Source organism: Streptococcus sp. HMSC066F01 (genome assembly GCF_001837335.1).
GTDB lineage: Bacteria > Bacillota > Bacilli > Lactobacillales > Streptococcaceae > Streptococcus > Streptococcus oralis_S.
In genome coordinates, this window is record NZ_KV832118.1 from 206881 (window position 1) to 225590 (window position 18710).

The following is an 18710-nucleotide window of genomic DNA, read 5'->3' on the forward strand; positions in this document are numbered from 1 at the left end:
CTCCTTAAATATTTATTCTATTTTTGTTGGACAATTTTAAGAGCCGAGCAACTTCTTCCGTAGTCTGATTCTCTGATTGACTGCCATCTGTTATGAGGCTAGGATAGCCTAATCTCACCGCTTCCTTACGAACCATTTGAGCGAAAAGAATGTCTCGTTGCATCCAGTTTTCAAAAGCTTGCTCAGGGTTGGTTGTACCCTCTAAGACATAAGGAACCCATTCTCTCTGTATATAATGCTTTTTTTGAAAATCAGCTGTCGGAGTCAAGCATAGATAGGAAGACGCTTGACATTCAAGCTCCTTTACCAAGTGAGGCAAAAGTCCTGCTCCCTCCACCAAGAGAGGTCTGTTTTGATTTTTTATCAAGTAAGATTTTACATAAGGAAAAATCTCTTCATAAAAGCACCATTCTTCATCTGCCATCTCTTCTGGCTTTCTCATCCAGATTTGTTCTGGATTTCTATCCTTCCTAAGAAGGCAAATTGGCTGTGAGTCTGCACTTGCTTGACTCATCATCTCTTCTACCAAATCATCCAGTTTGATATGAAGTAGTTGATACTGTCTAGCAAGAAGTGAGGCAATTGTTGACTTTCCACTACAAGGCGATCCGCCAATCATATAAAGCATCGTTCTTCCTCCTTCTGACCAAACAAAAAACGACATCCTCGAAAGGACGTCGCAACGTGGTTCCACCTTCATTCATGTTCCTCAAAAAAGAGGGACACCTCTGATTGGCTTTAACGTGGCCACCGTTTTATGTTTGCATAAAAGTCAGTAGAGTAGTATCAGTTTAGGCTTTCTATGCGTTTCCAGCAACCACGCACTCTCTGGTAGAAAGGGACTAAGTGACTTGTCTCTATGCATTATTATAGCATGATTGCGAGAATTTTCAAGGTTTTTGTATAATTTTTTTGTTTTTCGCTCGCTGGAAGAGATGCTTGATCCCCGCACCAGAAACCAACCCAAGTAGGGCAAAGAGCTCATAGGCTAGGAAGTAAAGCAGGATGAATTCGCCAAAGGTGATGATGGTAAAGCAATAGAGCAGACCAATGCTGAGTAACCACCACAGTGAGAAATGAAATCGATAGCTATAAAGTAGCGATACGATAAAGGTTACCAGAGGTGAAAAGAGGATGATGTTGTAAATGTACAGTCCCTTCAGTGTATATGGGTCAGAGATGAGTAGTGAGAATAGCTCATAGAGTGGCCAGTAAAAAAAGAAAGTGACAAGGTAGTATGGGATATACTTAAGATAATTCCGCATGGCAATAGTCCTCCAATCTGGAAAAATTGAGAGATATTGTAGACCACATAATCCTAAATGAAGGGGAAATCTCTACTTATAGTATAGCACGATTTGGAGGCTCTTACAATTTAATCCATTGATCAGTGATAGTGATCTTTTCGAGTGTTTTCTGTTATAATACTAACAAAAGAAGTAAAAGGGTAAGGAGAAAGAATGACCAAAATAGCAGTTCTTTCAGACATACATGGAAATACGACAGCTTTGGAAGCTGTTCTGGCTGATGCTAAAGTGGCAGAGGTAGACCAATACTGGCTTTTAGGGGATATTCTGATGCCAGGAACAGGACGTAGAAGGATATTGGACCTATTAGCTAGCTTGCCTATTACAGTAAGAGTGCTGGGAAATTGGGAAAATAGTCTCTGGCGAGGCCTGCATCGCAAGTTAGATCCTACAAAAGCGAGCCATCGTTATCTCCTGCGTCAAAGTCAGTACATCTTAGAGGAGATCAGCCCTGAAGAAATCGAAGATCTCAATAATCAACCTATGCAAGTTCATCGTCAGTTTGGTGATTTGAAGGTAGGAATCACTCACCATCTCCCTGATAAAAACTGGGGTAGAGAGTTGATTCATACGGGAAAACAAGAAGATTTTGATAGATTGGTGACGAATCCACACGCCTCTATCGCAGTATATGGCCATATTCACCAACAGTTGCTTCGTTATGGAAGTGATGGACAGTTGATTCTTAATCCAGGTTCGATTGGGCAACCCTTCTTTTTAGATGCGTGGTTGCGTAAGGACCTGCGGGCCCAGTATATGATCTTAGAGTTTGATGAAGCAGGTTTGTCTGATGTTGATTTTCGTCGAGTGGATTATGATGTGGAAGCTGAATTGCAGTTGGCTAAGGATTTGAAGCTCCCCTATTTCCAGGTCTACTATGAAAGTTTGGTAAATGGGATTCACCATACTCATAATCACGAACTGTTAGGTCAGATTAGTGAACAAGAAGGTTATGATCAGGATGTTGAACTTTGGATGGAAAGAGACAAGAAAGATTGGTTTTAAGAGAACTTCTAGCTAGAAATCAGATAGTCTAGTGACTGCTGTTTCGCGATAAGTCGAACTGGATACGAATTGACGGCTTCTCAAATTTATGTTAGAATAACGGAATATAACTAATTTGAATCTCATACTAATTGATATTCAAAATAAGAGGAGACAGATAATGAAACCAGAAGAGTTACACGCTATTGCCTCGGAGTTGGGCTTGCAATTTGACGAAGATTCGCGTAGTATTTATGGCACGCAGTCAGGCTATTTATTATTCCTGCAAGAAACTGACGTGAAAAATCAGTTTCGACTTTGTGTCAGTGTGAGTTTGAATGGCAATCCTGCGGATTCAGAAGAAAACGAATTGGTTTGGGATGAGTTTAAGAGTGAATCTCTTCCAAACTTGTCGACCTTGTCTATCAATCAGTACCTTGTTTCTTTTGTCGTAAAAGGTGCCATGCGCAAATCAAAAACAATTGAAAAGTTACAGACGCTCATAACAGACCTCGTTGCATTCCTTGAAACCCATCATTTCGTCCAAGTGTGTGCCTACAGTGGTCAGGAAGGCCCCGTTGGTCTCTATCAATTAGGTGATTCAATTTTCCTTATCAACGAGGAAAGCTATCAATTGCTGAAGAGCAATCTTCAAATCGAGGTGGATTCTTATCAAAATAAAAAGGAAAATGTTCTTCTTGGAGCAGTTGGTGCCTTGCTGGGAGCCTTGATTGGTGGAGCAGTTGCTCTATTTATCGCTCGTCTAGGTTATGTAGCTATGGTAGCGGGTATTGTTCTGGGGATTTGTACCATTAAAGGATATGAAATCCTTGGAAGAAAGGTATCTCGAAAGGGGATTGTGATTTCCTCTATTTGGATGGTGATTACTGTCTTTCTAGTGAATCAAATTGATTTGGCAATGGAAGTTGTTGCCAAACTAGGGGTTGAGTTTGCCTTTGCTTTCCGAGTGGTGAATCAATTAATCTTTAGCGGTGATTTCCCAGATAACTATTTTTATAATCTAGCTATGTTAGCTGTGTTTACCTTAGTTGGTGCTGGGGTGTCTATCAGCTCGGTTTGGTCAAGTCATAAAACAAAAGGGATTGTCCGTAAAATTGCATAAAAAATAAGTCTTTGTATGTCCTCCGCTGTTCTGGGTACCAAGAGGGATACAGGACTTTTTGCATGGAGAAGGTAATCATTTGTTAATATTTGACAGGATAAGCAAAAAAGGTATAATGTTTATACGGGAAAAGATGAATAAAATATCAATGAAAGGAGAAGAAGATGCAAATTTCAAGCCGATTTACAATTGCGACTCATATGATGATTATTATTGCAATGCAGGATACAGACAGCAAGGTAACCAGTGATTTTCTTGCGGCTAGTGTCGGAGTTAATCCAGTCATTATCCGTAAGACTTTATCGCAACTCAAAAAAGCAGGGTTGATCTCAGTTGCTCGTGGTACGGGAGGAACTGAGATAATAAAAGACCTTCAAGAGATCAGTTTGTTGGATGTCTACCAAGCTGTGGAGTGTTTAGGAAAATCCGGTAAGCTCTTTAGTTTCCATGACAATCCAAATCCTAATTGCCCAATTGGTGCTAATATTCATGCGGTCTTGGACCAAAAACTGTTCGATGTTCAAGCAGCTATGGAAAACCAACTGCGTCAGACAAGTCTGGCTCAGGTTGTGGCAGATGCTCAGAATAAACTGTCTAAGTAAGAGGACTAAGGTTCTCTTTTTCTATTGCCGCTCTTTTTATAGGTTGGGCAAGAAGAATTGTGGTAAAGTGTACTAGATGCTTTACGGTAAACTATAAAGAAAAATGTGAACAGCAACAGAGGTTCACATTTTCTTTTTGGTCTATGGCAAAATGGCTTTTAGTTCCTTCAGGATAGTTTGCAAGGTTACGATCGCTTGTTCTCCTTGTTGTGGTTGATAGAGTAGTTGGAAATACTTGCGAATAGTTTCTTCAAATTGCTTAGGGAGGAGTGTACAATTGGTCTTTGTGTACTCCAACATTCGTTTTTCACCAGGATGGGTTTGCTCATTGAGCGCAAATAACAAGTCAAAGTAGGAAGCAAAAAACTCACTCGTACGATGATTCATACTGAGAAGATCTTGGCGTTTGATAGCTTTTTCTATTTGGTGAGAGAAGGCAGGCATGGCTTGTTCTAGCAAAAGGAGCTGCCTTTCAATGATATGCTTTTTGAGTTCCTGTGGATAGGGAATCTGGTAGGTTCTTTGGAGCGAAGCATAGTTTCCATTCGGATCGTATACAATCTTGCTGTGGAGTAGATTGTGCCACATACAGGTTGTATAAGAGTTTTGGGCTTGATGCTGAAAAACGGTTGAGTTCAATTCCTGTTCAAACGACTCCATCGAACGATAAATCAACTCGATTTCGATACCGTTGTTTAGTACACAGTCGTCCTCTAACTCCCAAAACTGGTTTCCAATTTCCATATAGGAGCAGTATTTACTCAAAATTTTTAGGCGATTCGCCTCATCAATAGGAGAGTTGAGATAGACATAAACGTCATAATCAGAGTTTTGATCGTAGGCTTGTCCTGCACGAGAGCCACCAAGAGCAATAGCTTCTACTTGTTCCAGTTGAGAGAATTCTTTGCAAAGTTCGTGGATCATGATTTTTCTCCTTGCTTTATGGTTTTAAAGTCATTTTACCAAAAAGTAAAACGTTTGCATAGCATTGAGTTACTCTTTTTCATTTATAGCAAAAAATGTGAACCCTTGTTTTGAGTTCACATTTCTTTTTTATTCTGCAGCTTGTTGCCAACGTTTTGCTAGCTTATGAGACAGGCTAGAAATGGCAAAGTTAAAGATAAAGTAAATCAAGGCAATCAGGATATAAAGACTGAAGACCTGCTCTGGTTCAAAATAGCGTCCCATGAGAATTTGGCTGGCGCCAAAGAGTTCTTGTAGGGCGATAACAGAGTAGAGAAGACTGGTATCCTTGATTACAGTTACAAACTGAGAAATGATAGCTGGCAGCATTTTACGGATCGCTTGTGGGAGAATGATGTGGTAGAGGATTTGCACAGAGGTAAAACCTTGCGACATTCCTGCTTCGTACTGGCCCTTGTCCACGGCATTGAGACCGCCCCGGATAATCTCAGCCAAGGCTGCTGAGGTAAAGAGGGTAAAGGCTGTAATACCTGCTGGTGTGGACTTCATCTTAAACACCAAAAAGATGGTGAAAATCCAGAGGAGGTTGGGAACGTTACGTACAAACTCGATATAAATGCTGGAGATGATCCGTAAGATAGGATTTTTCCCATTTCTCATGACGGCTAGTACTGTTCCGATAAGGGTTGATAGGACGATAGCAATTAGAGAAATGTAGAGGGTCAAGCCAAATCCTTTAAAGATAAAGATTAGGTTATCTGGGGTCAAAACTTCTAAAATAGATTCCATAGTAACCTCCTAAAGTGAATAGGCTTTTTTGTTGGCTTGCTCCATCTTGCGACCAAACTGGGCAACAGGGAAGCATAGGGCAAAGTAGAGAAGAGCAGCACCTAAAAAGGCTGGGATATAGTTTCCGTTGAGGGCCGACCAAGACTTGGTCACAAACATCAAGTCTACTCCAGAGATGATGGCAACTGTAGAGGTGTTCTTGATAAGGTTAACGATTTGGTTGGTCAAAGGTGGGAGAATGATACGGAAGGCCTGAGGCAAGATAATCAAGCGCATGGCACTGATATAGGTAAAACCTTGCGACAAGGCGGCCTCCATCTGACCACTAGGAATAGACTGAATCCCTGAACGAATAACCTCAGCAATATAGGCGCCGTGATAGAGTCCCACGCAGAGAACGGCTGTCCAATAAATCGGAATCATGATGGTGTGGTCACTGATAAGAGGTAAACCATAAAAGACGATGACAAACTGCACCAAGAGGGGAGTATTTTGGTAAAATTCGACAAAAATACGAGCCAAAACGCGCAAGAATGGGCGTTTGCTGGTTGACATGGCTCCAAAGAAGATGCCCAAAACCATGGCGAGGATAAAGGAACCAATCGCTAGGGCAAGAGTGAAGAGGAAACCATTGAAAAATTGTCCAAAATCCTGAAAATAGGCTGTCCAAGATGATAAATCTGTCATGGGGTGTCCTCCTTAATCTGCAGTATGGCTAGATGGTTTGAGCTTGTAACGGTCATAAAGTTTCTGCAAACTACCGTCCTTGGTCCATTTAGTGACCAAGCTATCAAGATAGTTGTTTAGCTCGGTATTTGATTTCTTGGTGACGATACCGTAGTCAGATGGTTTGAAACTATCATTTAGTAGTTCTGTCCGTTTGCTGATGTAGCCAGACAGGATAGAGCGGTCCACAGAAAAGGCATCAATACGGTGAGCGTGAAGGGAAGTAATCAATTCTGGGTAAGAACCAAGCTCAACGAATTTAAAGGTTAGACCTTTCTTTTTACCCAATTCAGTAATCAAGCGTTGGGTGATGGAACCTTGGGCAACCCCAATGGTTTTACCGTTTAGGTCTTCAATACTTTTGATGTTGGCGGATTTATTGACCAAAAAACCAGAAGCATCCGTGTAGTAGGGACTGGTGAAATTGTATAATTTTTTACGTTCATCTGTGATGGTGAAGGTTGCGATATCCATGTCTACCTGTTCATTGTCTAGGAGTGGTCCACGTGTTTGAGCGGTAACAGGAACGTAGCGAATCTTGACCTTGAGTTCGTCTGCAATCATCTTGGCCAGGTCCGTTTCGATACCAGAATAAGTCCCTGTCTTGGGATCCTTGTAGCCAAAATTAGGAACGTCTTGTTTGACACCGACAACTAGTTCGCCTCTTTTTTGAATGTCTGCGACGCTAGTATCAGCTTGGACTGGTTTGGCAGCAGCAAGGCTAAAAAGGCTAATCAATAATGCGGATAAAAAGAATTTCTTTTTCATAGGCGCCTCCTTATTTGACTTTGTCACTTTCGTGGTTGATAATTTTGCTGAGGAATTGTTGGGCACGAGGTTCGCTTGGATTGTCAAAAAAGTCATCGACATCTGTCGTATCTACTAAAACCTCTCCGTCGGCCATAAAGATAATGCGGTCCGCAACTTCACGGGCAAAGCCCATTTCGTGGGTAACGATGATCATGTTCATCCCATCATGCGCCAGTTTTTGCATAACTGCTAGAACATCACCGATGGTTTCAGGGTCAAGAGCAGATGTTGGCTCATCAAAGAGAAGTAGCTCTGGATGCATAGCGAGTCCGCGTGCAATGGCAATCCGTTGTTTTTGCCCACCAGATAGCATAGCTGGATAGGAATCTTTCTTGTCCCACATATTTACAAATTCCAGATATTTTTGGGCTGTTTTTTCAGCTTCTTTTTTATCAATTCCTAGAACTTTAACGGGTGCAAGTGTTACATTTTCTAACACTGTTTTGTGTGGATAAAGGTTAAAATGTTGAAAAACCATGCCGACTTCCTTACGAAGAGGAACTAAATCTTTCTGACTAGCACCTGCTACTTGGTGTCCATTGACTAGGAGACTTCCTTTGTCAACAGCCTCCAAACCATTGATCGTACGGATAAGAGTGGACTTCCCAGAGCCAGAAGGTCCAAGCAGGACAACAACTTGTCCTTTTTCAAAACGGAGATTGATGTCGCAGAGTGCGTGATAGTCTCCGTAATATTTTTCGACGTTTTTAAATTCTACTAAAGCCATGAGAGATCTCCTTTGTGTTAGATTTTATAACATGATTCTACAACAAAAGAATGTTCTTGTCAAATCATATCTGAAAAAAATTCACTAAAATGTTATAAAAAAGCAATCTGGATAGAGAAAATGCCTAAATCATGTTATAATGAAACGATAGAATTCTTAGAAAGAGCGGATGTCTTTTTGATAACACCTACTTATGAATGGCAGTTTGCCCCGCAGGTTGAAGATGCGGATTTTACAAAGATAGCCAAGAAGGCTGGACTGGGTCCTGAGGTGGCTCGCTTATTATTTGAAAGAGGGATTCAGGATGAAGAAAGTCTAAAGAAGTTTTTAGAACCTTCTTTAGAGGATTTACATGACCCCTATCTGCTCCATGATATGGACAAGGCAGTGGAACGGATTCGTCAGGCCATTGAGGAAGGGGAGAATATTCTCATCTATGGAGACTACGATGCGGATGGTATGACTTCAGCTTCGATTGTGAAGGAAAGTTTGGAACAGCTTGGCGCTGAGTGCCGTGTTTACCTACCCAATCGTTTTACCGATGGCTATGGTCCCAATGCCAGTGTTTATAAATACTTTATCGAGCAAGAGGGAATTTCCTTGATTGTGACAGTGGACAATGGGGTTGCAGGGCACGAAGCCATTGAATTGGCCCAGTCTATGGGAGTGGATGTCATTGTGACCGACCACCATTCCATGCCGGAAACCTTGCCAGATGCCTATGCGATTGTTCACCCTGAGCATCCAGAAGCGGATTATCCCTTCAAATATTTGGCCGGATGCGGAGTGGCTTTCAAGCTAGCTTGCGCTCTTTTAGAAGAAGTGCAAGTGGAATTGCTTGATTTGGTCGCTATCGGTACCATTGCAGATATGGTGAGCCTGACAGATGAAAACCGTATTTTGGTTCAATATGGTCTGGAAATGTTGGGACATACCCAGCGCATTGGTCTGCAAGAATTGCTAGACATGGCTGGGATTGCTGCGAATGAAGTGACAGAAGAGACGGTTGGCTTCCAGATTGCTCCTCGTTTAAATGCCTTGGGGCGCTTGGATGATCCCAATCCTGCCATTGATTTGCTGACTGGCTTTGACGATGAGGAAGCGCATGAGATTGCCCTCATGATTCACCAGAAAAATGAAGAGCGTAAGGAAATCGTACAATCTATCTATGAAGAAGCCAAGACCATGGTAGATCCTGAGAAGAAGGTCCAGGTTTTGGCCAAGGAAGGCTGGAATCCTGGCGTTCTGGGTATCGTGGCTGGGCGCTTGCTAGAGGAATTGGGGCAGACAGTCATCGTTCTTAATATAGAGGATGGTCGTGCTAAGGGTAGCGCTCGTAGTGTGGAAGCAGTCGATATTTTTGAAGCCCTAGATCCCCATCGCGACCTCTTTATCGCCTTTGGCGGCCATGCTGGTGCAGCAGGAATGACGCTGGAAGTTGAGAAACTTTCAGATTTATCTCAGGTTTTGGAAGACTATGTCCGTGAAAAAGGCGCAGATGCTAGTGGTAAGAACAAATTAAATCTAGATGAAGAGTTGGACTTGGAGACGCTTAGTTTAGAAACGGTTAAAAGCTTTGAACGCTTGGCACCCTTTGGGATGGATAATCAGAAACCTGTCTTTTATATCAAGGATTTTCAGGTCGAAAGTGCCAGAACTATGGGAGCAGGCAATGCCCACCTCAAACTAAAAATTTCCAAGGGTGAGGCGAGTTTTGAAGTGGTTGCCTTTGGACAAGGTAGATGGGCAACAGAATTTTCTCAAACCAAAAACTTAGAATTAGCAGTCACCTTGTCTGTCAATCAATGGAATGGCCAAACTGCCCTCCAGTTGATGATGGTGGATGCGCGTGTGGAAGGTGTTCAACTCTTTAACATTCGTGGGAAGAATGCAGTCTTGCCAGAAGGGGTTCCAGTTTTAGATTTCTCTGGAGAGGTGCCAGATCTAGCGACCAGCGACGCGGTTGTTGTGAAAACTATTCCTGAGGATATTACCTTGCTGAAGGCCATTTTTCAAGAACAGCACTTCTCTGCTGTCTATTTCAAAAATGACATTGACAAGGCCTACTATCTGACAGGTTATGGAACTAGAGAGCAGTTTGCCAAATTGTATAAGACCATTTACCAGTTTCCAGAGTTTGATATTCGCTACAAGCTCAAAGATTTGGCGGCTTATCTCAATATCCAACAAATCTTGCTGGTAAAGATGATCCAAGTATTTGAAGAGCTGGGCTTTGTGACGATCAAAGATGGTGTCATGACAGTCAATAAAGAAGCGCCGAAAAGGGAAATTGCTGAAAGTCAGATTTACCAAAATCTCAAACAGACCGTTAAAGACCAAGAAATGATGGCGCTGGGTACCGTGCAGGAAATGTATGATTTTTTAATAGAGTAATAGATAGAAAGGGACTGAGATGACCTATCTCGGTCTCTTTTTGTCGGATAAATGCTTGATGTGGGAGTGGTTGATAAGATAGTCTTTTGGATGGTTTGCTGATGTAAAGATTGGGGGTAACGATTCATTTTTTATTCTCTTCTATCACTTTATACGATGTCTGCTTTTAAATCTTATGTAGTAAAAGTATAAATTTTTGTAACATGACTAAAATATAACTCTAAACTAACTGACATGTAAATCAAGTATGATTTTCTTATCAAGAAAATATAAGGGGAATCTAGTTATGAAAAAAACAGTTACAAAACTGACTCTTGGTTTGACTTCTACGGCTATTTTAGCTACAGTTGGGGCTCAAACTGTTCATGCGAACTCTTACGTTGTCCAAGACGGCGATTCATTTTATGCCATTGCAACTGCAAACGGCATGGATCCGCATGAGTTGGCAGCTTTGAATGGAAAAACCATCTTTGACACTATCCACCCAGGCGATGTATTGGAAGTGAGTGCTTCCGCTCAGGCTAGCTCTACCTACAATGCTCCAGCTAGCACTGCGAACGTGGTATCAGATACAGAGGATGTTGTCGAAAAGACTCCGACAAACTATGGCAACTCTTATCCTGTTGGTCAGTGTACATGGGGTGTGAAAGAATTGGCGCCTTGGGCTAGCAACTGGTGGGGAAATGCCAATACGTGGGCAATCTACGCGAGTGCTCAAGGCTATAAGACAGGAAGTGTTCCAGTAGTAGGAGCAATCGCTGTTTGGGATGGTGGTGAATATGGACACGTTGCTTATGTAACAGATGTTCAAAGTGAAAACTCTATCCAGGTATTGGAAGCAAACTACAGACGTCAAAAGCAGATTGCGAATTATCGTGGCTTCTTTAATCCTCATGAATTTTTAGGAAACGTCACTTATATCTATCCAAACTAAAGATGATAAAAAGATTTAGAATTTCTAAGTCTTTTTTCTTTTTGAAAAAATTTCCTATCGATAACCTCCATCTTAGTGGCTAATTGCTGAAAATTTTTTAGATTCTGTAGCGAACAGGAAAATCTCGCTTTTGAATGTAGATAAACCATGTCTTTGTAGAAAATAGTTCTCAAGTCGAGAGGTAAAAGCAAGTTTTTTTGAACTAAAAGAGAAATTTAGGGTTCGAGAAAGGTATCTGAAATTAAATTGATTCAAAAAGCCCATATTTTTGATGGTGCAATCCTTCCATTATCTTAGATGAAGCCTCCAGAAGAGAAGTCAAAGTAAAAAGATTCGATTCACAGTGGTGACTAATCTCTAGTTAAAAACCGATCTTCGTTTTGAAAATAATCAAAAAAATGGTATAATGGTAGGAAAAGATTCGGCTGAGAGTTTTAGAACTTTTAGAATAAAAGGGCAAATTCACCCTATAATCAAGATAAATGAAGTTTCGGAGGAAAAATGAGTAATATTAGTTTAACAACACTAGGTGGTGTACGAGAAAATGGTAAAAATATGTACATCGCTGAAATCGATGGTTCTATTTTTGTTTTGGATGCTGGGCTTAAATACCCTGAAAATGAACAGCTTGGAGTTGACGTCGTTATTCCAAATATGGACTATCTTTTTGAAAATAGCGATCGTATCGCTGGGGTCTTCTTGACCCACGGACATGCGGATGCCATTGGAGCTCTACCTTACCTTTTGGCAGAGGCTAAGGTGCCTGTGTTTGGTTCTGAGTTGACCATTGAGTTGGCCAAACTCTTTGTCAAAGGAAATGATACGGTTAAGAAATTCAATGACTTCCATGTGATTGATGAAGATACAGAGATCGACTTTGGAGGAACTGTGGTTTCCTTCTTCCGTACAACTCACTCTATCCCAGAAAGTTTGGGAATAGTCCTGAAAACAGCTGAAGGCAGCATCGTTTATACAGGGGACTTCAAGTTTGACCAGACAGCTAGCGAATCCTATGCGACGGATTTTGCTCGTTTGGCAGAAATCGGTCGTGATGGTGTTTTGGCGCTCCTCAGTGACTCTGCGAATGCAGACAGCAATATCCAGGTAGCGAGCGAGAGTGAAGTTGGGGATGAAATTACCCAGACCATTGCAGACTGGGAAGGTCGTATCATCGTTGCAGCAGTTGCCAGCAACCTTTCTCGTATCCAGCAGGTTTTTGATGCTGCTGCAGATACAGGTCGCCGAGTTGTTTTAACTGGATTTGATATTGAAAATATCGTCCGCACTGCGATTCGTCTCAAAAAATTATCTCTAGCCAACGAAAGTCTCTTGATTAAACCAAAAGAAATGTCTCGTTTTGAAGACCATGAGTTGATTATCCTTGAGACTGGGCGTATGGGTGAACCTATTAATGGACTTCGTAAGATGTCTATTGGTCGCCACCGCTATGTGGAAATCAAAGATGGAGACTTAGTTTATATCGTAACGACTCCATCTATCGCCAAAGAAGCTGTCATGGCGCGTGTTGAAAACATGATCTACCAAGCTGGTGGTGTGGTGAAACTCATTACCCAAAGCTTGCGAGTATCCGGACATGGGAATGCGCGTGATTTGCAGTTGATGATCAATCTTTTGCAACCAAACTACCTCTTCCCTATCCAAGGGGAGTACCGTGAGTTGGATGCGCATGCCAAGGCTGCCATGGCAGTTGGAATGTTGCCAGAACGCATTTTCATCCCTAAAAAGGGAACGACCATGTCTTATGAACATGGAGACTTTGTCCCAGCTGGAGCAGTTTCCGCAGGGGATGTCTTGATTGACGGAAATGCCATCGGGGATGTTGGAAATGTCGTCCTTCGTGACCGTAAGGTCTTGTCAGAGGATGGGATCTTTATCGTGGCGATCACTGTCAACCGTCGTGAGAAGAAAATTGTGGCCAAGGCCCGTGTTCATACGCGTGGATTTGTTTATCTCAAGAAGAGCCGCGATATTCTCCGTGAAAGTTCAGAATTGATTAACCAAACGGTAGAAGAGTATCTTCAAGGTGATGACTTTGACTGGGCAGATCTCAAAGGCAAGGTTCGTGACAATCTGACCAAGTACCTCTTTGATCAAACCAAGCGTCGCCCAGCAATCTTGCCAGTCGTGATGGAAGCAAAATAATAAGCAGCATACCTACAGAAAAAGTCGAAATTCGGCTTTTTCTTATAGAATAGTAAAAGGAGACAACCATGGCAGTTATGAATATTGAGTATTACTCAAAAGTTTTGGATATGGAATGGGGCGTTACCGTACTCTATCCAGATGCTAGTCGGGTGACTGAACCAGATTGCACAGATATTCCTGTTCTTTACCTTTTGCACGGAATGTCAGGAAACCAAAATAGCTGGCTCAAACGTACCAATGTCGAACGCTTGTTGCGTGGAATCAATCTTATTGTCATCATGCCCAATACTAGCAATGGCTGGTACACAGATACTCAGTATGGCTATAACTACTATACTGCTCTAGCAGAAGAGTTACCTCAGGTCATGAAACGTTTCTTCCCCAATATGACCAGCAAGCGAGAAAAGACCTTTATAGCTGGTCTCTCCATGGGAGGATATGGTTCCTTCAAACTCGCTCTATCGACAAATCGTTTTTCTCATGCGGCTAGTTTTTCTGGTGCGCTCAGTTTTCACGAATTTTCTCCTGAAAGTCAGGATCTTGGATCGCTTGCCTACTGGCGAGGAGTTTTTGGAGAGATTAAAGACTGGACAGCTAGTCCTCATTCGCTTGAAAGCGTGGCTGCAAAATCCGATAAAAAGACCAAACTATGGGCTTGGTGTGGGGAACAAGACTATCTCTACTCTGCCAATAACCTCGCAGTGAAAAACCTCAAAAAGCTTGGTTTTGAGGTGACCTATAGTCATAGTCCAGGTAAGCACGAGTGGTACTACTGGGAAAAACAATTGGAGCGTTTTTTAGCTACTCTACCAATTGACTTTGTCTTGGAAGAACGTTTATCTTAGTTTTAGGTTTCTTTCAGCTTTCTTCAGTAAAATAGAGAATCTATCTTGATCAAGGAGAATGTGATTTCAAGATAGGTTCTTATTTTTATGAAAGGTGGGGCGTCATGTTCTGGATTATTCGATTATTCTTCCGATTTCTTTTGGGAATTTGGCGTTTCTTCTGGCGTCTGGTTTGGACTGTTATTATTCTACTTTTCATTGCTTTTGGAGTGGTTTGGTATCTGTCTGGTGATTTTCATTCTGCGGTCAATCAGGTTGAAAAAATGAGCAAGATTGGTCAAGGTGGCTGGAATCAATGGAAGGAGACGGGAACGCTGGAAGTCTTGTCTCAGATAGACAGTCACCAACATGCAGAAGGCAAGTGGGCTCAAGCTTCAGCTCGCATCTATATTGAGCCTCAAATGGATGAGACCTTCCAAGGTGCCTATGCAGAAGCCATAAAAAACTGGAATCAAACGGGAGCCTTTACCTTTGAGGTGGTTGCGGATCCTAGTCAGGCAGATATTGTGGCAAGTGAAATGAATGATGGATCGACCGCTGTAGCTGGTCAAGCCGAGAGTCAAACCAATTTGTTAACCAAACAATTTATATCTGTAACGGTTCGCCTGAATCACTATTATCTATCCAATCCAAACTATGGTTATTCTTATGAACGGATTGTGCACACGGCGGAGCACGAGCTGGGGCATGCCATCGGATTGGATCATACCAACGAAACTTCTGTCATGCAGCCAGCAGGCTCCTACTATGGGATTCAGCCTCAGGATGTTACAGCTGTTCAAGAACTCTATACCAGTAGCGACTAGATGAAGTCGGTGCAGTCTAAAAAGAAATCAAAGCTTCTCCAACAAGTGATTGGTGGGGCTTTTTGTTCGTCCTGTTACAGCCTTTTTGCTATAATGGAACTATGAATAACTTGATCAAATCAAAACTAGAGCTCTTGCCGACCAGCCCTGGTTGTTACATTCACAAGGATAAAAATGGCACCATTATCTATGTAGGAAAGGCTAAAAATCTGCGCAACCGTGTGCGCTCCTATTTCCGTGGAAGCCATGATACCAAGACAGAGGCCTTGGTGTCTGAGATTGTGGATTTCGAATTTATCGTTACCGAGTCTAATATTGAGGCGCTTCTCCTAGAAATCAACCTGATTAAGGAAAATAAGCCCAAGTACAATATCATGCTCAAGGACGACAAGTCTTATCCTTTCATCAAAATCACCAATGAGCGATATCCTCGCTTGATTATCACCCGTCAGGTCAAGAAGGACGGAGGTCTTTATTTTGGCCCGTATCCAGATGTGGGGGCAGCCAATGAAATCAAGCGACTTCTAGATAGGATTTTCCCTTTTCGAAAATGTACCAACCCGCCCTCTAAGGTCTGTTTTTACTACCATATCGGCCAGTGTGTGGCCCACACCATCTGTCAGAAAGATGAGGCCTATTTCAAGTCCATGGCTCAGGAGGTTTCTGATTTCCTAAAAGGGCAGGATGATAAAATCATTGATGACCTCAAGGGGAAGATGGCATCCGCAGCTCAAAGTATGGAGTTTGAACGTGCGGCGGAATACCGTGACCTGGTTCAGGCGATTGGAACACTTCGGACCAAGCAACGGGTTATGGCAAAGGATCTCCAAAATCGTGATGTCTTTGGCTACTATGTGGATAAGGGCTGGATGTGTGTTCAGGTTTTCTTTGTACGTCAAGGAAAACTCATCGAGCGGGATGTCAATCTTTTCCCTTATTACAACGATCCGGATGAGGACTTCTTGACCTATGTGGGACAATTCTATCAAGAAAAATCTCACCTGGTTCCCAATGAAGTATTGATTCCGCAGGATATCGATGAAGAAGCAGTCAAGGCCTTGGTGGATACCAAGATTCTCAAACCCCAACGTGGGGAGAAAAAACAACTGGTCAATCTAGCCATAAAAAATGCTCGTGTTAGTCTGGAGCAGAAGTTCAATCTGCTAGAAAAATCAGTCGAAAAGACCCAAGGGGCTATTGAAAATCTGGGACGCTTGCTCCAAATCCCGACCCCAGTACGTATCGAATCCTTCGATAACTCCAATATCATGGGAACCAGTCCTGTTTCAGCTATGGTGGTTTTTGTCAATGGTAAACCGAGTAAGAAGGATTACCGTAAGTACAAGATAAAAACGGTTGTGGGTCCAGACGACTATGCCAGCATGCGAGAGGTCATTCGCAGACGTTATGGTCGAGTTCAACGAGACGGTTTGACTCCTCCTGATTTGATTGTCATTGATGGGGGACAAGGGCAAGTCAATATCGCAAAGCAGGTCATCCAAGAGGAGCTGGGTTTGGATATTCCAATTGCAGGTCTGCAAAAGAATGACAAGCACCAAACCCATGAACTGCTCTTTGGAGATCCGCTGGAAGTGGTGGAGTTGTCACGAAACTCTCAGGAATTTTTCCTCCTCCAACGCATCCAAGATGAGGTCCACCGCTTTGCTATCACTTTCCACCGGCAACTGCGCTCCAAAAATTCCTTTTCTTCACAGCTGGATGGAATTGAAGGGCTAGGACCTAAACGCAAGCAAAATCTTATGAAGCATTTCAAGTCTCTCACTAAAATCAAGGAAGCCAGTGTGGATGAAATTGTCGAAGTTGGTGTGCCAAGAGCAGTCGCAGAAGATGTGAAAAGAAAGTTGAACCCTCAGGAAGAAGTGGAATTGGCTCAAGTGGCGGAAGAAAGAGTGGACTACCAAACAAAAGGAGATTATGATGAACCATAAAATCGCAATTTTATCAGATATTCATGGAAATGTGACTGCCTTAGAAGCAGTGATTGCAGATGCTAAAGCTCAGGAAGTCAGTGAATATTGGCTTCTGGGAGATATTTTTCTACCTGGTCCAGGTGCTCATGACTTGATTGCCTTGCTAAAGGATCTTCCTATCACGGCAAGTGTTCGAGGTAATTGGGATGATTGTGTCCTTGAGGCTTTAGATGGGCAATATGGCTTAGAAGATCCACAGGAAGTCCAGCTCATGCGATTGACCCAGTTTTTGATGAGGCGAATGGATCCTGAAACGATTGTCTGGCTACGAAATTTACCTATGCTAGAAAAGAAAGAAGTTGACGAACTGCGCTTTTCTCTTTCTCATAATTTGCCAAATAAGAACTATGGTGGTGACTTGCTAGTTGAGAATGATACAGAGAAATTTGACCAACTCCTAGATGATGAAGTTGACGTGGCAGTCTATGGTCATGTTCACAAGCAGTTGCTTCGTTATGGCAGTCAAGGGCAACAAATCATCAATCCAGGGTCGATTGGCATGCCCTATTTTGATTGGGAGGCGTTAAAAAATCACCGTGCCCAGTATGCTGTGATAGAGGTTGAAGATGGGGAATTGATAAATATTCTATTCCGAAAAGTTGCGTATGACTATGAAGCAGAGTTAGAATTGGCCAAGTCTAAGGACCTTCCTTTTATCGAAATGTATGAAGAACTACGTCGAGATGACAACTATCGGGGGCACAATCTGGAACTTTTATCTAGTTTAATTGAAAAGCATGGGTATGTGGAGGATGTGAAAGAATTTTTGGAGGCTATAAAGTCAGAATACAAGATAGACTAGTTTCTTTAAACCCCTGAGAATTAGTTGGAACTGGATGAGGAAAAATCTGATTTTAATGATAAGTTTAAATCCAGGGCTTCATCCGTGTTCCAATTTCTTTCTATGAAAAATCTCTGCAAGCTCTTTCAAAATATGGTAGAATGGATGCAGTAGAATTAGAAAAGGAAATCGATTATGAAATTTCTTGAATTAAATAAAAAACGTCATGCGACTAAGCATTTTACTGATAAACCGGTAGATCCCAAAGATGTGCGTACGGCTATCGAAATCGCAACCTTGGCCCCAAGTGCCCATAACAGCCAGCCATGGAAGTTTGTGGTGGTTCGTGAAAAAAATGCAGAATTGGCAAAATTAGCATATGGTTCGAACTTTGAGCAGGTATCATCAGCGCCAGTGACCATTGCCTTGTTTACAGATACAGATCTTGCCAAACGTGCCCGCAAGATTGCCCGAGTTGGTGGTGCAAAGAATTTCTCAGAAGAGCAACTTCAATATTTCATGAAGAATTTGCCTGCCGAGTTTGCGCGTTACAGTGAACAGCAAGTTAGTGACTACTTGGCCCTTAATGCGGGACTAGTAGCCATGAACTTAGTTCTTGCTTTGACTGACCAAGGAATCGGTTCTAACATTATTCTTGGATTTGACAAATCAAAAGCCAACGAAGTTTTGGACATTGAAGACCGATTCCGTCCAGAACTCTTGATCACAGTTGGATACACAGATGAGAAATTGGAACCAAGCTACCGCTTGCCAGTAGATGAAATTATCGAGAAGAGATAG

At 42.2% G+C, this 18710-nt stretch carries 18 protein-coding genes; 11 read left to right on the forward strand and 7 right to left on the reverse strand.

From position 1 onward, the window contains the following. Positions 1-4 precede the first annotated feature (4 nt). Together HMPREF2655_RS05295 and HMPREF2655_RS05300 are read right to left on the reverse strand one after the other, a co-directional pair. On the reverse strand, positions 5-628 hold the full coding sequence (locus HMPREF2655_RS05295) for an adenylate kinase family protein (RefSeq protein ID WP_000966510.1): 624 nt from the start codon (positions 626-628) through the stop codon (positions 5-7). Between the two features lie 262 nt (positions 629-890). Next, a complete protein-coding gene (locus HMPREF2655_RS05300) occupies positions 891-1265 on the reverse strand; it encodes a hypothetical protein (RefSeq protein WP_070837994.1) in 375 nt (124 codons plus the stop codon). Positions 1266-1460: 195 nt separating this feature from the next. Here HMPREF2655_RS05300 and HMPREF2655_RS05305 point away from each other — a divergent pair, with 195 nt between their 5' ends. From HMPREF2655_RS05305 to HMPREF2655_RS05315, 3 genes are all read left to right on the forward strand, one after another. Further along, positions 1461-2312 (forward strand): metallophosphoesterase family protein, encoded by an 852-nt coding sequence (locus HMPREF2655_RS05305; protein ID WP_070837996.1) that lies wholly within the window; start codon positions 1461-1463, stop codon positions 2310-2312. A gap of 160 nt (positions 2313-2472) precedes the next feature. After that, positions 2473-3414: a hypothetical protein gene (locus tag HMPREF2655_RS05310; protein ID WP_070837998.1), complete on the forward strand. Its 942-nt coding sequence runs from the start codon at positions 2473-2475 to the stop codon at positions 3412-3414. 164 nt (positions 3415-3578) lie between these two features. After that, on the forward strand, positions 3579-4016 hold the full coding sequence (locus HMPREF2655_RS05315; protein WP_001167390.1) for an Rrf2 family transcriptional regulator: 438 nt from the start codon (positions 3579-3581) through the stop codon (positions 4014-4016). Between the two features lie 141 nt (positions 4017-4157). Here HMPREF2655_RS05315 and HMPREF2655_RS05320 read toward each other — a convergent pair whose 3' ends face one another. From HMPREF2655_RS05320 to HMPREF2655_RS05340, 5 genes are all read right to left on the reverse strand, one after another. Continuing rightward, a complete protein-coding gene (locus tag HMPREF2655_RS05320) occupies positions 4158-4940 on the reverse strand; it encodes a DUF4037 domain-containing protein (protein ID WP_070838000.1) in 783 nt (260 codons plus the stop codon). A gap of 129 nt (positions 4941-5069) precedes the next feature. Continuing rightward, positions 5070-5729 carry an amino acid ABC transporter permease gene (locus HMPREF2655_RS05325; RefSeq protein ID WP_070838002.1) on the reverse strand — a complete coding sequence of 220 codons (660 nt, stop codon included), beginning with the start codon at positions 5727-5729 and terminating at the stop codon, positions 5070-5072. A gap of 9 nt (positions 5730-5738) precedes the next feature. Continuing rightward, positions 5739-6416: an amino acid ABC transporter permease gene (locus HMPREF2655_RS05330; RefSeq protein WP_049501479.1), complete on the reverse strand. Its 678-nt coding sequence runs from the start codon at positions 6414-6416 to the stop codon at positions 5739-5741. A 12-nt stretch (positions 6417-6428) separates the two neighbouring features. Beyond that, positions 6429-7223 (reverse strand): transporter substrate-binding domain-containing protein, encoded by a 795-nt coding sequence (locus tag HMPREF2655_RS05335; protein WP_083321233.1) that lies wholly within the window; start codon positions 7221-7223, stop codon positions 6429-6431. 10 nt (positions 7224-7233) lie between these two features. Further along, a complete protein-coding gene (locus HMPREF2655_RS05340) occupies positions 7234-7992 on the reverse strand; it encodes an amino acid ABC transporter ATP-binding protein (RefSeq protein ID WP_070838005.1) in 759 nt (252 codons plus the stop codon). 177 nt (positions 7993-8169) lie between these two features. On the opposite strand from HMPREF2655_RS05340, the gene recJ reads away from it, so the two are divergent. The 8 genes from recJ (at position 8170) to HMPREF2655_RS05380 (ending at position 18710) form a co-directional block, all read left to right on the forward strand. After that, the gene (gene recJ, locus HMPREF2655_RS05345) at positions 8170-10386 is read left to right on the forward strand and encodes a single-stranded-DNA-specific exonuclease RecJ (protein WP_070838348.1); all 2217 of its coding nucleotides are present in this window, start codon (positions 8170-8172) and stop codon (positions 10384-10386) included. 286 nt (positions 10387-10672) lie between these two features. Then, positions 10673-11320, forward strand: a complete 648-nt coding sequence (locus tag HMPREF2655_RS05350; protein ID WP_070838007.1) for a COG3942 and LysM peptidoglycan-binding domain-containing protein — start codon at positions 10673-10675, stop codon at positions 11318-11320. A gap of 501 nt (positions 11321-11821) precedes the next feature. Further along, complete coding sequence (locus tag HMPREF2655_RS05355; protein ID WP_000065609.1) at positions 11822-13483, forward strand: ribonuclease J; 1662 nt, start codon at positions 11822-11824, stop codon at positions 13481-13483. A 68-nt stretch (positions 13484-13551) separates the two neighbouring features. After that, positions 13552-14331 (forward strand): alpha/beta hydrolase, encoded by a 780-nt coding sequence (locus tag HMPREF2655_RS05360; protein WP_042902753.1) that lies wholly within the window; start codon positions 13552-13554, stop codon positions 14329-14331. Positions 14332-14435: 104 nt separating this feature from the next. After that, positions 14436-15137 carry a M57 family metalloprotease gene (locus HMPREF2655_RS05365; protein WP_070838009.1) on the forward strand — a complete coding sequence of 234 codons (702 nt, stop codon included), beginning with the start codon at positions 14436-14438 and terminating at the stop codon, positions 15135-15137. 101 nt (positions 15138-15238) lie between these two features. Continuing rightward, positions 15239-17086: an excinuclease ABC subunit UvrC gene (gene uvrC / locus HMPREF2655_RS05370; RefSeq protein WP_070838012.1), complete on the forward strand. Its 1848-nt coding sequence runs from the start codon at positions 15239-15241 to the stop codon at positions 17084-17086. Next, complete coding sequence (locus tag HMPREF2655_RS05375) at positions 17076-17930, forward strand: metallophosphoesterase family protein (RefSeq protein WP_070838014.1); 855 nt, start codon at positions 17076-17078, stop codon at positions 17928-17930. The genes uvrC and HMPREF2655_RS05375 overlap by 11 nt, the downstream gene beginning before the upstream one ends. Before the next feature lie 174 nt (positions 17931-18104). After that, positions 18105-18710: a nitroreductase family protein gene (locus HMPREF2655_RS05380; protein WP_000670152.1), complete on the forward strand. Its 606-nt coding sequence runs from the start codon at positions 18105-18107 to the stop codon at positions 18708-18710.